This window comes from Ruegeria sp. YTSC003, assembly GCF_059609785.1.
The window spans coordinates 108859-123097 of record NZ_JBXWMK010000009.1 but is presented as its reverse complement, the minus strand read 5'-3'; the positions used below and the strand labels follow the sequence as shown (position 1 = coordinate 123097).

General features: G+C 57.4%; 16 protein-coding genes. 7 read left to right on the top strand and 9 right to left on the bottom strand.

Features of this window, described 5'->3' with window-relative positions:
* Positions 1-11: 11 nt before the first annotated feature.
* The 4 genes from AC2FFH_RS16855 to AC2FFH_RS16840 all read left to right on the top strand — a co-directional run bounded on the left by AC2FFH_RS16855 (position 12) and on the right by AC2FFH_RS16840 (position 3072).
* The gene (locus AC2FFH_RS16855; RefSeq protein WP_496765864.1) at positions 12-1046 is read left to right on the top strand and encodes a glycosyltransferase family 4 protein; all 1035 of its coding nucleotides are present in this window, start codon (positions 12-14) and stop codon (positions 1044-1046) included.
* Between the two features lie 111 nt (positions 1047-1157).
* A complete protein-coding gene (locus tag AC2FFH_RS16850) occupies positions 1158-2180 on the top strand; it encodes an aspartate-semialdehyde dehydrogenase (protein ID WP_496765869.1) in 1023 nt (340 codons plus the stop codon).
* Positions 2181-2369: 189 nt separating this feature from the next.
* Positions 2370-2669 carry an ArsR/SmtB family transcription factor gene (locus AC2FFH_RS16845; RefSeq protein ID WP_496765871.1) on the top strand — a complete coding sequence of 100 codons (300 nt, stop codon included), beginning with the start codon at positions 2370-2372 and terminating at the stop codon, positions 2667-2669.
* Between the two features lie 4 nt (positions 2670-2673).
* On the top strand, positions 2674-3072 hold the full coding sequence (locus AC2FFH_RS16840; protein WP_496844871.1) for a VOC family protein: 399 nt from the start codon (positions 2674-2676) through the stop codon (positions 3070-3072).
* Positions 3073-3184: 112 nt separating this feature from the next.
* On the opposite strand, the gene AC2FFH_RS16835 is transcribed toward AC2FFH_RS16840, so the two are convergent.
* Positions 3185-3721, bottom strand: a complete 537-nt coding sequence (locus tag AC2FFH_RS16835) for an SRPBCC family protein (RefSeq protein ID WP_496765876.1) — start codon at positions 3719-3721, stop codon at positions 3185-3187.
* A gap of 103 nt (positions 3722-3824) precedes the next feature.
* The gene (locus tag AC2FFH_RS16830; protein WP_109313867.1) at positions 3825-4475 is read right to left on the bottom strand and encodes a carbonic anhydrase; all 651 of its coding nucleotides are present in this window, start codon (positions 4473-4475) and stop codon (positions 3825-3827) included.
* Between the two features lie 108 nt (positions 4476-4583).
* Here AC2FFH_RS16830 and AC2FFH_RS16825 point away from each other — a divergent pair, with 108 nt between their 5' ends.
* From AC2FFH_RS16825 to AC2FFH_RS16815, 3 genes are all read left to right on the top strand, one after another.
* Positions 4584-5009 (top strand): hypothetical protein, encoded by a 426-nt coding sequence (locus AC2FFH_RS16825; protein WP_496844869.1) that lies wholly within the window; start codon positions 4584-4586, stop codon positions 5007-5009.
* A gap of 63 nt (positions 5010-5072) precedes the next feature.
* The gene (locus AC2FFH_RS16820; protein ID WP_496765881.1) at positions 5073-6455 is read left to right on the top strand and encodes a leucyl aminopeptidase family protein; all 1383 of its coding nucleotides are present in this window, start codon (positions 5073-5075) and stop codon (positions 6453-6455) included.
* Positions 6452-7189, top strand: coding sequence for a C40 family peptidase (locus AC2FFH_RS16815; protein WP_496842452.1), 738 nt, complete (start codon positions 6452-6454; stop codon positions 7187-7189). The genes AC2FFH_RS16820 and AC2FFH_RS16815 overlap by 4 nt, the downstream gene beginning before the upstream one ends.
* Here the strand turns inward: AC2FFH_RS16815 and AC2FFH_RS16810 are convergent.
* The 7 genes from AC2FFH_RS16810 to AC2FFH_RS16780 form a co-directional block, all read right to left on the bottom strand.
* Positions 7186-7536 carry a DUF2794 domain-containing protein gene (locus tag AC2FFH_RS16810; RefSeq protein ID WP_496765885.1) on the bottom strand — a complete coding sequence of 117 codons (351 nt, stop codon included), beginning with the start codon at positions 7534-7536 and terminating at the stop codon, positions 7186-7188. The genes AC2FFH_RS16815 and AC2FFH_RS16810 overlap by 4 nt on opposite strands.
* A 76-nt stretch (positions 7537-7612) precedes the next feature.
* A complete protein-coding gene (locus AC2FFH_RS16805) occupies positions 7613-9277 on the bottom strand; it encodes an ABC transporter permease (protein WP_496765887.1) in 1665 nt (554 codons plus the stop codon).
* A 119-nt stretch (positions 9278-9396) separates the two neighbouring features.
* Positions 9397-10614, bottom strand: a complete 1218-nt coding sequence (locus AC2FFH_RS16800) for a phenylacetate--CoA ligase family protein (RefSeq protein ID WP_496765892.1) — start codon at positions 10612-10614, stop codon at positions 9397-9399.
* 19 nt (positions 10615-10633) lie between these two features.
* Positions 10634-11467 carry an ABC transporter ATP-binding protein gene (locus AC2FFH_RS16795; RefSeq protein ID WP_058275083.1) on the bottom strand — a complete coding sequence of 278 codons (834 nt, stop codon included), beginning with the start codon at positions 11465-11467 and terminating at the stop codon, positions 10634-10636.
* A gap of 75 nt (positions 11468-11542) precedes the next feature.
* Positions 11543-12823 carry an ABC transporter substrate-binding protein gene (locus AC2FFH_RS16790; RefSeq protein WP_496844867.1) on the bottom strand — a complete coding sequence of 427 codons (1281 nt, stop codon included), beginning with the start codon at positions 12821-12823 and terminating at the stop codon, positions 11543-11545.
* A 75-nt stretch (positions 12824-12898) separates the two neighbouring features.
* Entirely contained in the window at positions 12899-13975 is a 1077-nt protein-coding gene (locus AC2FFH_RS16785; RefSeq protein WP_496844866.1) for a branched-chain amino acid ABC transporter permease, read from the bottom strand.
* 3 nt (positions 13976-13978) lie between these two features.
* Complete coding sequence (locus tag AC2FFH_RS16780; protein WP_496844864.1) at positions 13979-14236, bottom strand: hypothetical protein; 258 nt, start codon at positions 14234-14236, stop codon at positions 13979-13981.
* Positions 14237-14239: the final 3 nt, after the last annotated feature.

Sequence of the window (14239 nt, the reverse complement as noted above, 5' to 3'; positions counted from 1 at the left end):
CAGGAGTGTCCATGTCCGACCCGCGCGTCATTGCCCCCAACCTCAAACGCAGACTTTCGGGTGTGACCGCGACGATTGCCCGGTTGGTGCCGCTGCAGGTGCAATGGATCGACATCGCCGCCACCGGGCCGGGCTTGCCGGAAGACATCCCACATATCCCGCTGGGCCGCCTGCCCTTTTTGTCGCGCAAAACACTGCGCGTCTGGCACGCGCGCCGCAATACCGAGATGCTGCTGGGCCTGATCCTGCGCAATGTGCTGCGGCTGCGGTTGAAGCTGCTGTTCACCAGCGCCTCGCAACGCGCGCATAGCGGCTACACCAAATGGCTGATCGACAAAATGGACGCGGTCGTCGCGACTTCGCGCAAAACCGCCGAGTATCTGGAGAGAGATGCGCAGGTCATCATGCATGGCATCAACTTGCAGGATTTCACACCGCCCGAAGACAAAGCAGCTGTTCGGGCGCGACTGGGTTTGCCAGATGGTCTATTGCTGGGCTGCTACGGCCGCATTCGTCACCAGAAGGGCACCGATGCCTTTGTCGATGCAATGATCGAACTGTGCGGCCGCTTTGACGACGTCCATGGCATCGTCATGGGCCGCGCCACGGAAAAGCACACCAGCTTCCTGACCGAACTGAAAGACAAGGTCGCCGAGGCGGGCCTGTCCGACCGCGTTCTGTTCATGCCCGAGGTGACCGTCGATCAGATCGCCGAATGGTATCAGGTGCTGGACCTGTTCATCGCCCCGCAACGGTGGGAAGGGTTCGGCCTGACGCCGCTGGAAGCAATGGCCTGCGGCGTGCCGGTTGTTGCGACCGACGTAGGCGCGTTCTCCGAGATAGTCACCGACCCGTCGCTGGGCCGAGTGGTCGAACCTGGTGATATCCCCGCGCTGGCCGAAGCCGCCGCCGAGATGTTGTCCGACTGCGAATCCCTTGCCCATTCCGGTATCGCAGCCCGCACCCATGTCGAGCAGAATTTCGACATCAGTGGTGAGGCAAAGACGCTCGTGGCGCTCTATGAACGGCTCCTGAGCGACACCTGACGCGCCGGACTGCGTAAAATCGGCGTCATTACGGGAATAATGCCCCGAAAACTCTTTTTTCTTTGCCGCAACGCAGCTATGAACGCGCGTCCTTAACATTGGAGACATGAAATGGGCTATCGCGTCGTAGTCGTCGGCGCCACGGGTAACGTGGGCCGCGAAATGCTGAACATTCTGGCTGAACGCCAGTTCCCCGTCGATGAGCTTGCTGTTCTGGCAAGCCGTCGTTCGCTGGGCACTGAAGTAAGCTTTGGCGACACGACACTCACTACCAAGGATCTGGACACGTTCGATTTCACAGGCTGGGACATGGCGCTGTTCGCCGTGGGGTCCGAAGCGACCAAGGTCTACGCCCCCAAGGCGGCGGCCGCAGGCTGCGTGGTGATCGATAACTCGTCGCTGTATCGCTATGACCCGGACATTCCGCTGATCGTACCGGAATGTAACCCGCAGGCGATCCACGACTACAAAAACAAGAACATCATCGCCAACCCCAACTGCTCGACCGCGCAGATGGTTGTCGCGCTGAAGCCGCTGCATGACCGCGCGCGCATCAAGCGCGTCGTCGTGTCGACCTATCAGTCGGTGTCTGGCGCCGGTAAGGAAGGTATGGATGAGCTGTGGGATCAGACCAAAGCGGTCTACAACCCAACCACGGACGTGCCGCCGAACAAGTTCCAGAAGCAGATCGCCTTCAACGTCATTCCCCAGATTGACGTCTTCATGGAAGACGGCTCGACCAAGGAAGAGTGGAAGATGGTTGTGGAAACCAAAAAGATCGTCGATCCGTCGATCAAGGTCACAGCCACCTGCGTCCGCGTTCCGGTCTTTGTTGGCCACTCTGAGGCCGTGAACATCGAGTTCGAAGAATTTCTGGACGAAGACGAAGCACGCGACATCCTGCGCGAGGCACCGGGTATCATGGTGATCGACAAGCGCGAACCCGGTGGCTACGTCTCGCCGATCGAATGCGCGGGCGATTTCGCAACATTCATCAGCCGCATTCGTCAGGACTCGACCATTGAGAACGGCATCAACCTGTGGTGCGTTTCGGACAACCTGCGCAAAGGTGCAGCCCTGAACGCAGTACAAATCGCCGAATTGCTGGGCCGTGAGGTTCTGAAAAAGGGCTAAGTTCCTTTTCAGCATTTAGCGAACAGAGAATTTAAGCCTCGCCTTTCCCGGCGGGGCTTTTTTTGTCTGGTGTAGCGCGACAATTGTTTGCCTGCTTTCTGCAGCCTTTTTGCTGTTTTCTTGGCCAAATGTTCAGCCCGCTTTGCAATCAAACTTGATATGCAGTAAGTTTACTGCATATTGATTTCGATGACAGATGATCACCTCGATCTTATTTTCAAAGCTCTCTCCGACAGCACGCGCCGCCGCATCATCGACCATCTGAGCAAACAAACGGCTCAGTCATTGTTCGAGGTATGCGCGGCATCGGTTGCAGAGGATGGCATCGCTTTGTCCCGCCAGACGGTTTCCCAGCATCTCACCGTTTTGGAGAAGGCTGGTTTGATCGAGACCACATGGAGGGGGCGGACGAAAGCCCATTCGCTAATCGTCAACGAAGATCATATCGCCGCGGCATCATGGCTCATGAAATACAAACAGAAGGGATAGAAAAATGAAAATCTATGTGACCAACGTTTTTGTCGACGACCAAGACAAGGCAGAAAAATTCTATACTGATACTCTCGGCTTCACAGTTAAGAACAATATCCCGTTGGGTGAAAATCGTTGGCTGACAGTGGTGTCAAGCGAAGAACCCGAAGGAAAAGAGTTGTTGCTTGAACCAAGCGACCACCCTGCTGTGAAACCTTATAAAGAAGCACTTGTCTCTGACGGTATCCCTGCACATTCGTTTCAGGTGAAAGACCTGGATGAAGAAAGGAAAAGGCTGGGCGATCTTGGCGTAGGGTTCACTGTTGAGCCAATGGATGCCGGACCGGTTCGCATGGCGATCTTTGACGATACCTGTGGGAACCTCATTCAATTGATCCAGATGATGGACACTGCCCAATAGTAAACGTCAAATTAGTCACCATGATCTCCTTCCGAACGGCATCTAAAAGCCGTTCGGTTAAATCGCAGTATCCGGCAGAATCGACTCGAACAAAAATGAGAGCTTCTGCCAATCACCCCTGCTGCTCAACCAATGCCTTGAGGTTTGTCAGACCGCGCTCGTAATCTCCGCCGACCCACTTATCCATCATCAGGCCCATCCAGCGCGACATGGGGTTCATGCCTAGATCGGATTCGAACCCCCAAGTCACCTGAGTCTGTTCACCCTCGGGCGTCAGATCGAAGGAGGCCGATGCGGACCCCATCGGACCGAAATCAAGCGCCGTTATGACGGTTTGATCCGGAACGCTTTCGACGATTTCCTGTGACCCAGTACCAACCTGCGGGTGTTCAGATGCCCAATTCAAGGTGTTGCCAACGCCCGCCTCGGGGCCGCTGTAGGACAGCTGGGTTTCGGGATCGCGCGTCAACCAAGGTGACCATTTTTCAGTTTCCTGCATCGAATTCACGTAAGGAAAGATAGCGCTGGCGGGTGCGTTGATCGTGATGCTGCGGGACAGTTCGGCCTTGCCCGGCAAAAGGTAAGACACACCAACCAGAACCAGAATAAGAACAAGCAGAGTGATGAAAATACGTTTAATGAATCGCATGACGCGCTCCTGATCGAAAGAGTGTGGTTCCGATCATATCAAAAAATGGCGCGAAATCAGAGACCTGATCCACGCCATTCGAATTCTTCAGATGTCGGGTCGCTTAGACAACCACGAATTTCTTCTCGGCAGGGTCATAACATTGCAACCCACCTTCACCGATGTCAGTCCACAGCCCATGCAAGCTCAGCGAGCCGTCATCTACCGCAGAAGAAACGAAGGGAAAGGTCATCAGGTTCTCCAGCGATGCCACGACTGCCTGCCGTTCAAACTGCCGTGCCTGATCGACGCTGTCTTCAACATCGGCAACCAATTCATATTTCGGTTTCAGGATATCCATCCAGCGGCCAACGAAGCTTTCTTTTGCTTCCAGTTGCGGGGCTTTGCCCTTGCACATGTCGATGCAGCCCTGAACACCTCCGCATTGCGAGTGGCCCAGAACGATCAGGTGCGCAACTTTCAGCGCCGTAACCGCGTATTCGATTGCCGCACTGGTGCCGTGGTGATCGCCATCAGGGGCGTAAGGCGGCACAAGGTTGGCGATGTTGCGGTGAATAAAGAACTCGCCCTGATCAGCGCCGAAGATCGATGTTACGTGAACCCGGCTGTCACAGCATGAAATCACCATCGCGCGCGGGCGCTGTCCCTCGGTCGCCAGGCGGCGATACCAGACCTGATTTTCTGAATAGGTGGTGGCTTTCCATCCGTGATACCGCTTGACCAGGTAGGTCGGCAGAGGTTTGGCTAAGTCCATTCTCATGTCCCCGTTCTTGTATCTGCCGGCTGCTGTAACCTGAATTCGCAGAAAATTCGACCCATTTTCCAGCATCGACGCAAGGTTTTGCAAAGGATTCTACCGTCAATGTCCAGCTATGCCGTGGGGGCGAAGAAAATTGGGGTAGATGTGGTGGATAAAATAGTCACGCTTGAACAAAAAGAAACCGTTTGGCTGGATACGGACCGCTTGAACGGGCTGTATCACCAATTGGGCGACAAGAACGCATTGGATGTTTTGTGCCGTACGGTAGAGGAATTGGCCGTGCGCCTGTCAAACTGCGAGCAGTTTTGGCGTCAACGCGACTGGGCCGGGCTGCGCAAATGTGCGCGGTCACTGGTGGCCATTGCCGAACAGATTGGCATGACGGCGCTGGCCCGAGTCGCCGGTGATGTGGCGCAATCGGTGGATGTTGGGGATGCGGTCGCGACGGGGGCCACCCTGTCGCGCCTGATCCGCGTAGGTGAGAAATCACTGACCGTGATCTGGGATCAGCAGGATCTTTCCCTCTGACGGGGCTTGCGGACGGATCGTGGGCGGCTAGGCTGGGCGCAATTCGAACCAGCCGAGATACACATGACCCTGTCCTTCGCTTCGCCGTCCGAACCCTCTGTTCCGCTGCATGTCATTTCGCAACCCGATCTCGACAATTGGCTGCAAGACCAGCCAAGCCACATCGCATCGTGGGTCGAGGCCAATGGATTCACCGGGGCCATGGGACAGGCTCTGCTGATCCCTCAATCAGATGGTGCGCCCCAAATGGCCTTGGCGGGTTATGGCAATAGCAGCAAGCGCGCGCGCAAACGGTTCCCGTTGGCAGCGGCGGCCGAAGCCTTGCGGAAGGGAACCTATCACATCGCATCAGGTGTGCCCGCTGATGCGATAAGCAACGAGTGCCTTGGTTGGTTGTTCACAGGATATGCCTTTAACCGTTACGCCAATCAATCACCCGCCAAGGCGCGCCTCGTCGCACCGGAAGGTGTTGATGCCGCGCGGATTGAGGCGCTGGCCAGTGCCGAGGCGCTGACCCGCGATTTGGTCAACACACCGGCCTCGGACATGGGACCGGATCAGCTGCAGGCCGCGGCCGAGGATTTGACGCAGGAATTCGGCGCGACATGTTCGACGATTCAAGGCGACGCCCTGCTGGACCAGAATTTCCCACTGATTCACACGGTCGGACGCGCCGCCGCGCAAACACCGCGCCTGATCGAGATGACATGGGGCAACACCGGGCCCAAACTGACCCTTGTCGGCAAAGGTGTGTGCTTTGACACTGGCGGACTGAATCTGAAACCAGGGAATTCGATGTCCCTGATGAAAAAGGACATGGGCGGTGCGGCCAATGTGCTGGGTCTGGCACGGATGATCATGGCACTAAAGCTACCTGTACAACTGCGCGTGCTGATCCCGGCAGTCGAGAACTCGGTCGCAGGGAATGCCTTCCGTCCGGGGGATATCCTGACCTCGCGCAAAGGTCTGACGGTGGAGATCAACAACACCGACGCCGAAGGGCGGTTGGTTCTGGCCGACGCATTGGCGCTGGCGGATGAGGGTGAACCTGACCTGATCATCTCGATGGCGACGTTGACCGGTGCCGCGCGCGTGGCGGTTGGTCCCGATCTGGCGCCCTTTTACACCGATGACGATGGCGCGGCAGACGCGCTGGCCAACGCTGGTCGGCAATCGGCCGACCCTGTCTGGCGGATGCCTTTCCATGAACCCTATGAGGCGATGATCGAACCCGGCATTGCTGATTTGGACAATGCTCCATTAGGTGGGTTCGCAGGCTCGATCACCGCGGCCCTGTTCCTGCGCCGCTTTGTGGGTGACAGCCGCTATATGCATTTCGACATCTATTCCTGGCAGCCCAGCAAAGCCCCCGGACGCAGCAAGGGCGGTCTGGGCCAAGGGCCGCGTGCCGTGCTGACCGCCCTGCCCGAGATTCTGAACCTATGACCCGCCTGCGCGTCATAAAGCCGGTTGTTGATTTGTTGCGCAGCCCGAATGGCCCAAGGGATCGGCAGCTGTTGTTTGGCGACCCGGTAGATGTTGTTGACGATACCGATGGGTGGAGCTGGATCACCTCGGTCAAGGATGGCTATCCCGGTTGGGTCAGGTCCGATCAACTGGGGCCTGAGGCGCAACAGACCCACTGGGTCACCGCGCCCGCGACACATGCCTATCAACGGCCCGACATGAAAAGCCCGGACCGCGTATCGCTGAGTTTTGGCAGCAAATTATGCGTGCTGTCGGAACAGAATAGATTTCTGGAAACTGAACTGGGGTTCATTCCGGCGATTCACGCCAAACTCAGAGCAACGCACCTGACCGACCCCGTAGCGGTGGCCGAGCTATTTCTGGGCACGCCCTATCTTTGGGGGGGAAACAGTTGCTTCGGTATTGATTGTTCTGGGTTGGTTCAGGCCGGTTTACTGGCCTGCGGCATACCCTGCCCCGGTGATAGCAGTGATCAGGAACGCGAACTGGGTACGGCGCTGCCTGCCGGAACTGAACCAAAGCGCGGGGATCTATTGTTCTGGAAAGGTCACGTGGCATGGGTCTATGGTGAGAACATGCTGCTTCACGCCAACGCCTACCACATGGATGTGACGTTCGAGCCGATGGATCAAGCAATCACACGGATTCTGGAGCAGGGCGACGGGCCAGTAACTTCCCACAAAAGGCTCTAATCAAGGTCGACAGACCGGATCAGCTTGCGTTCCAACACGCGCAGCACGTTGCGCAGGTCATGGCCTCGCTTCAGGATCCGCCCGTCCATGCCGATCACTGAATACATCCCCTGTTTGGATCGCAGACGAGGGTGTTTTTCAACCCGGTAGATCGGATGCTCTGCCGTGCGTCTGAAAATGGAAAAAACCGCCATGTCGCGCAGGTTGGAAATACCATAGTCGCGCCATTCTCCGGCGGCGACCATCTTGCCATAGACGGACAGGATATGTGACATCTCGCGCCGGTCGAACGCGACGGGCATCTGGGCCGAGTTTGCAGAAAACCGGCTGGGAGGCTGCATGTTCATACCCTCAGCCTTGCCGGAAAACGCATTTGAATCAAGTCCGGTGCCAACAGGTGTGGTAATTTTGAATCGTTTCGCCTTACCGTCGCCCAACTTGTCGACAGATTAGAATCACCGGCAAAAGCCCAACGGCCAGGATCACAAGCGAGGGTACCGCTGCCCCCTCCAACCGTTCGTCCGAGGCCAGACGATAGGCCTGGACCGCAAGCGTATCAAAGTTGAATGGGCGCATGATCAGGGTCGCGGGCAGCTCTTTCATCACGTCCACAAACACGATCAACAAGGCCGTCAGCAATGAGGGTGTCAGGATTGGCAAATGCACACGGCGCAAGGTGCCCAGCGGCGATTGGCCCAAAGACCGGGACGCAGCATCCATATTGGCGTGCACTGTGCTCTGCCCACCCTCATACGCGCTGAGCGCTGCCGCCAGAAAGCGCACCATGTAAGCTGCCACCAGCAACCAGATCGAACCCGTCACCAGCAGACCTGTCGAGACGTCGAACGTCTGGCGCATCCACGAATCCAGCGCGTTGTCGAATCTGGCGAAGGGTACCATCAGGCCAACAGCGATCACGCCGCCGGGCACCGCATAGCCCAACCGCGCCAGATAGCCTGTGGTCGATGATCCTCGACCCGGACGAAGGCGCTGAAAGAACCCAACACAGATCGCGGCGCAGACCGTAACCACGGCGGCCACTCCTGCAAGTGTCAGCGAGTTTTGAATGAACCCGATATATCGCCGAGACAGCAGGTTTTGTTCCGAGGTCAGGCCCATCTGGATCAAGATAAATACCGGCAGCAAGAACCCCAGTACCACTGGAATAGCGCACAAGGTTATGGCTGCTGCGGATTGCCAGCCCTTAAGCTGCGCCGAAGGCAGGGACGCATGGCTTTTGCCTGCTTGATAGTACTTTGCCTTGCCGCGCTGCGTCCGCTCGGCCACGGCCATGACCAGCGCAAAACCCAGCAGGCACAAAGCCAACTGCGCCGCAGCCGCTCGGTCGCCGATCGAGAACCAGCTTGTGTAGATACCGGTGGCAAAGGTCTGAACACCGAAATAGGCGACCGTGCCGAAATCAGCGATGGTTTCCATGATGGCCAGCAGGACACCCCCGGCAATGGCTGGACGAGCCATCGGCAGCGAGACATGCCAGAATGCCAACCACGGGCTTTTGCCCAGCGCACGGGCGGCCAGAAAAGCGGTGGCGCTTTGTTGCAAAAACGCGGCTCGCGCCAGCAGGTATACATAAGGGTAGAGCACAAGGATCAGCATCGCCGCCGCGCCCTCGGTCGATCGGATTTCCGGGAACCAATAGTCGCGCGGCCCCCAACCCGTCACGTCGCGCAGCGTGGTCTGCACGATACCAGGATGATCCAGAATGAAAGTATAGGCATAAGCCAGAACATAGGCTGGAAAGGCCAGCGGCAAGACCAGTGCAATTTCCAGAAAGCGCACCCCAGGGAAGCGCGTCATCGTGACCAGCCACGCCGCGCCGACCCCGATAGAGAACGTGCCGATAGCCACCAAAACGACAAGGATCACGGTTGTTAGCGCATAACCGGGTAAAACCGTCTCAAACAGATGTGAGACCGTATCCGTACCGCCCGTCACTGCCGCCAGAACAACCGCAACCATGGGCAGAAGACAAGCGGCTGCTACCATATAAGCCACAGTGGCCACCAACCGGGTGCCCAGCGCGCCGCGATTGCGTTTCCCGTGTTCTGAATAGTCGATTTCGGCCATGGACCCGGATTGTGACTGGCGTTGGCTATTGATCAGCCTTTAATCGACCAAAATGCTAAGAAACACCAGTGCAGGAAAAACAAATCTGCGGCACATACTGCCGCAGACATGGCTCGGGGTTATTCGTAAACGCGCTGATCCTCGATCACCAACCCGTCCTTCGGCAGTGATCCGGGGGTTACAACCTCGATTGCGCCTTTCAGTTTCAGCACCTCGACCACGGATTTGGCATAGGCCATGTCGTCTCCGCCTGCGCTTTCGATCTGAACGGTCATCGTGTCCATCTCACCCTGTCGGGCAGCGATGACACGGGCTTTGACGATTTCCTCGTGCTTATCGACCAATGCTGCCACCTGTTCAGGACGCACAAACATGCCCTTGATCTTGGTGGTCTGGTCCGCGCGACCCATCCAACCCTTGATCCGAAGGTTGGTCCGCCCACAGGGTGAAACACCCGGCATGATCGCGGACAGATCACCCGTGGCAAAGCGGATCAGCGGGTAATCGGGGTTCAAAGAGGTCACCACAACCTCACCCACCTCACCCGGCTCTACCGGTGTTCCGGTGCCAGGGGTGACAACCTCGATGATGACATGTTCGTCGATGATCATCCCTTCCATCGCGGCGCTTTCATAGGCGATGTTGCCCAGATCGGCCGTGGCATAGCATTGCAGGCAGGAAATACCCCGATCAGCATAATCCTGACGCAAAGATGGGAACAGCGCGCCGCCGCCCACAACAGCCTTCGAGAAGTTCAGGGCCACGCCCATCTCATCTGCCTTGTCCAGAATGACCTTCAGATAGTCCGGTGTGCCCGCATAGGACGTGCAGCCCACATCGCGCGCTGCTGTCACCTGCAATTCGGTCTGACCGGTACCCGCTGGCAGCACAGCGGCCCCTACCGCGCGCGCGCCGCTCTCAAAAATCATACCAGCTGGCGTGAGGTGATAGCCGAAACAGTTTTGCACGATATCTCCGGGTCCGACGCCGGCGGCGTTCAGGAAACGCCCCATGCGCCACCAGTCATGATCCGTACTGCCGGGCTCATAGATCGGACCGGGAGACTGGAACACATGATGGAAATGTCGGGCTGGTTTGACGGTAAATCCGCCGAATGGCGGACGCGACGCCTGTGCTTGCGCCAGATCGGATTTCCGCAATACCGGCAGTTTCACCAGATCGTCGGCTGAAATCACCGCGCTGGCATCCGCATCCGCCAGATGCGCAGCAAAGCCCGGAGCGGACAGGGCGCGGTCAATCTGAGTACGCAGCGCCTGTGCCTGATCGGCGGAGCGTTCATCGGCTGATCGGGTTTCAAGAGCGTCGTAGTAGGTCATCGCCAGATCCTCCATTCGCTTACAACCACCTCTTGCGGCGGCGGTAAGATCGCACGTCACGGAAGCTTTTGCGGCCTTCGTCGGACATGCCCAGATAGAACTCTTTCACGTCCGGGTTTTCGCGCAAATCTGCTGCCGGACCGTCCATCACGACGCGCCCGGATTCCAGAATATAGCCGTAATGGGCAAACCTTAGAGCCACATTGGTGTTCTGTTCGGCCAACAGGAAAGAAACACCTTCTTTCTCGTTCAGGTCCTTCACGATACCGAAAATCTCTTCGACCAGCTGCGGCGCAAGTCCCATCGAGGGTTCGTCCAGCAGGATCGTTTCGGGTCGGGACATCAAAGCTCGGCCCATTGCAACCATCTGTTGCTCACCACCTGAAGTGTAGCCTGCCTGCGACCGGCGGCGTTCTTTCAGACGGGGAAAATATGTGTAGACCAGTTCAAGGTCCTGCTGGATGGCGGCCTTGCCATCCTTGCGGGTATAGGCGCCCGTCAGCAAGTTTTCCTCGACCGTCAGGTGTTCGAAACAATGGCGGCCTTCCATCACCTGGATGACGCCTTTTTCCACCAGATCGGCAGGGTCGCTTTCATGCACGCTGGTGCCGCGATATTCGATCGTTCCCTTGGTGACTTCACCGCGCTCGGAATGCAGCAGGTTCGACACAGCCTTGAGCGTCGTCGTTTTTCCTGCGCCGTTGCCGCCCAGCAGGGCCGTGATACCGCCCTTGGGCACAGTCAGGCTGACGCCTTTCAGAACGAGGATCACGTGATTGTAGATCACCTCGATATTGTTGACCTCAAGCAGGGTTTCCGACTTGGTGTCAGTGGTTTGTGCCGCATCCAGCATCTGCGCGTGTCCTTAAGCGAGTGTGGGGTTCGGGACGGCGGTCTGCCGCCGCCCCGGTTTGTTCAAAGCGCTGGATCAGCAACGCCCTTCAATGTTGTTTTCTGCTGCATAGGCCGCAGAATCTTCATCGATCAGCGCGCCGATCACTTCACCATCGGTCTGCTTGAAGTCCGAGATCAGCGTCCAGGTCTTGTTTGCTGCATCCCACTGCGTCACACCCACAAGGGCGTCACCGCCGTGGTTTTCGCATGAGACCGAGAAGGTCGGACCAAAGTTCGCCAGGCCCAGTTCGGCCATCTTCTCTTCGGTCATCTCCAACGCTTCCATGCCAGCGCGCATCTCGGCCGGAGTGATTTCCGCATTGCCTGAGATTTCCTGAGCTTTCTTGATGGCTTCGGCAGCCAGAACAGCCGCATAGAGACCACGGTTATACAGAACCGTGCCAACCTGATCACCCGCGCCTGCAGCCTTACCTGCGTCGACAACGTGTTTCTGCAGATCGTCAAAGACCGGGAAGTCCGTGCCAACATTGTGGAAGGTCAGCGCCTTGTACCCGTTGGCGGCTTCGCCCGCTGGCAGCACATCGTTTTCAGAACCGGACCACCAGATGCCGATGAAGTTCTCCATCGGGAACCGGATGTTTGCAGCCTCTTGCACTGCAACCTGGTTCATCACGCCCCAGCCCCACATCAGGACATAGTCAGGACGATCACGACGGATTTGCAGCCACTGCGACTTCTGTTCCTGACCCGGGTGATCGACCGGCAGGGCGACCAGTTCAAAGCCGTGCTTTTTGGACAGCTCTTCCAGGGTGCGGATCGGTTCCTTGCCATAGGCCGAGTTGTGGTAGACCAGCGCGATTTTCTTGCCGCTCAGGTCACCACCGTTTTCCTCAAGCAGGTAATTGACCGCGCCCGAGGCCCCGTCCCAGTAGTTGGCTGGATAGTTGAAGGTATGGCTGAACACGTCGCCGTTCTTGGCCGAGGTCCGGCCATAACCCATCGTGTGCAGCGGAATGTCGTCTGCGGTGACCTTTGGGATCAGCTGATAGGTGATGCCAGTCGACAGCGGTTGATACACCAAAGCACCTTCGCCCTTGGTGGCTTCATAGCATTCCACACCTTTTTCGGTGTTGTAGCCGGTTTCGCATTCGACCATCCGGATCGGAACACCGCCGATGCCGCCATCGCGCTCATTTAGCAGGGTGAAATAGTCGTTATAGCCATCCGAGAACGGAATGCCGCCGGCGGCGTAAGGCCCGGTACGATAGCTCAGATCGGGGATCACAAGATCCGCCAGAGCGGGTCCTGCAGCCATCAGGGCGCTTAGCGCCGCGGTTGCCAGTTTCAATTTCATCGGGTGTCTCCTCCCTTGGTTAGTCCGATGTTGCGTTCAGGCTTGTGCCGCCCGTTTTTTCATTGGGCCGACCCCTTAGTGCGGGAACGGCCATAGTCTGAGTTTCTCTTTCGCCACGCGCCACAGTTGTGCCAGCCCGTGCGGTTCCAAGATCAGGAACATGATGATCAGCGCGCCGACGATCACCAGCTGCAGATGTGCTACGATATCCGTGGGCCAGCCCAGAACGTCGACGCCCACCACTTTCAGGACCACCGGCAGCAGAACAAGGAAAGCGGCACCGGCGAACGATCCGAAAATAGACCCTAACCCTCCGATAATAATCATGAACAGGACTAGGAACGATTTCTGGATACCGAATACTTCGCCGACCTCGACCGCGCCAAGATAGACTGCAAAGAACAGCGCTCCTGCGATGCCGATGAAGAACGAGCTGACGGCAAAGGCGCTCATCTTGGCCTTCAATGGGTTTACCCCGATGATCTCGGCCGCGATGTCCATGTCACGGATCGCCATCCATGTCCGGCCAGTCGTGCCGCGCGTCAGGTTGCGCGCGATAAGGGCGCTGACGGCCAAGAAAATCAGGCAGAACATATAGGTGGCCCATGCCGGTGCATTCGGACCGGTGATGATGATGCCAAACACATCCCGTTCCGGCGCATTGATCTGACCCGAAGCCGAATAGTTGTAGAACCACGGCACCCGGTTAAACAGCCACACAAGGAAGAACTGCGCGGCCAGTGTGGCCACCGCGAGATAAAATCCCTTGATCCGAAGGCTGGGCAGGCCAAACAGCACCCCGACAATGGCCGTTATGCCGCCAGCCAGAATGACATGAATGAACATGCTGACATCAGGGAACGAGGTCATCAGCTTGTAGCAGGCATAGGCGCCCACAGCCATGAAACCACCGGTACCCAAGGATACCTGCCCGCAATAGCCCACAAGGATGTTCAACCCGATTGCCGCAATGGCATAAATCAAAAAGGGCAGTAACAGCGCATTGGCCCAGTAGTCATTGATGACGAGGGGAATTATCCCGAAAGCCACCGCCAGAACCACATAATACCGATACCGGTCGAACTTGATCGGAAAGGTTTGGCTGTCATCTGTGTAGGAGGTTTTGAAATCCCCGGCCTCACGATAAAACATGTCTTACTTTCCCCATTCTTCCTGCGCCCGGTTGCGGGCCTCGGCGTCCAGCTGCTTGGAGCCTTTTGCATATCCGCTCGCCTCTGAGGCGCGCACCAGTTTCATGTAGGCCAAGATGCCCATGGCGAGCCCGGCAAAAGCCAGAATTGCTGCAATCACCAACTGGCCTTCGGTCAAATCCTCCGAAGTGAGCGCGATGTAGCCAAAAGCCCAGAACCCGGCCCATGCGATCACGTTGATGATGGCGATCAGCTTGGTCATGCC

What these genes read in the sequence shown, in the direction of transcription:
- AC2FFH_RS16820 (WP_496765881.1), top strand. Translation starts at nt 5,073, where the DNA reads ATGACCCTGTCCTTCGCTTCGCCGTCCGAACCCTCTGTTCCGCTGCAT.
- AC2FFH_RS16845 (WP_496765871.1), top strand. Translation starts at nt 2,370, where the DNA reads ATGACAGATGATCACCTCGATCTTATTTTCAAAGCTCTCTCCGACAGC.
- AC2FFH_RS16795 (WP_058275083.1), bottom strand. Translation starts at nt 11,467, where the DNA reads ATGCTGGATGCGGCACAAACCACTGACACCAAGTCGGAAACCCTGCTT.
- AC2FFH_RS16800 (WP_496765892.1), bottom strand. Translation starts at nt 10,614, where the DNA reads ATGACCTACTACGACGCTCTTGAAACCCGATCAGCCGATGAACGCTCC.
- AC2FFH_RS16790 (WP_496844867.1), bottom strand. Translation starts at nt 12,823, where the DNA reads ATGAAATTGAAACTGGCAACCGCGGCGCTAAGCGCCCTGATGGCTGCA.
- AC2FFH_RS16825 (WP_496844869.1), top strand. Translation starts at nt 4,584, where the DNA reads ATGTCCAGCTATGCCGTGGGGGCGAAGAAAATTGGGGTAGATGTGGTG.
- AC2FFH_RS16815 (WP_496842452.1), top strand. Translation starts at nt 6,452, where the DNA reads ATGACCCGCCTGCGCGTCATAAAGCCGGTTGTTGATTTGTTGCGCAGC.
- AC2FFH_RS16840 (WP_496844871.1), top strand. Translation starts at nt 2,674, where the DNA reads ATGAAAATCTATGTGACCAACGTTTTTGTCGACGACCAAGACAAGGCA.
- AC2FFH_RS16830 (WP_109313867.1), bottom strand. Translation starts at nt 4,475, where the DNA reads ATGGACTTAGCCAAACCTCTGCCGACCTACCTGGTCAAGCGGTATCAC.
- AC2FFH_RS16855 (WP_496765864.1), top strand. Translation starts at nt 12, where the DNA reads ATGTCCGACCCGCGCGTCATTGCCCCCAACCTCAAACGCAGACTTTCG.
- AC2FFH_RS16785 (WP_496844866.1), bottom strand. Translation starts at nt 13,975, where the DNA reads ATGTTTTATCGTGAGGCCGGGGATTTCAAAACCTCCTACACAGATGAC.
- AC2FFH_RS16810 (WP_496765885.1), bottom strand. Translation starts at nt 7,536, where the DNA reads ATGAACATGCAGCCTCCCAGCCGGTTTTCTGCAAACTCGGCCCAGATG.
- AC2FFH_RS16850 (WP_496765869.1), top strand. Translation starts at nt 1,158, where the DNA reads ATGGGCTATCGCGTCGTAGTCGTCGGCGCCACGGGTAACGTGGGCCGC.
- AC2FFH_RS16835 (WP_496765876.1), bottom strand. Translation starts at nt 3,721, where the DNA reads ATGCGATTCATTAAACGTATTTTCATCACTCTGCTTGTTCTTATTCTG.
- AC2FFH_RS16805 (WP_496765887.1), bottom strand. Translation starts at nt 9,277, where the DNA reads ATGGCCGAAATCGACTATTCAGAACACGGGAAACGCAATCGCGGCGCG.
- AC2FFH_RS16780 (WP_496844864.1), bottom strand. Translation starts at nt 14,236, where the DNA reads ATGACCAAGCTGATCGCCATCATCAACGTGATCGCATGGGCCGGGTTC.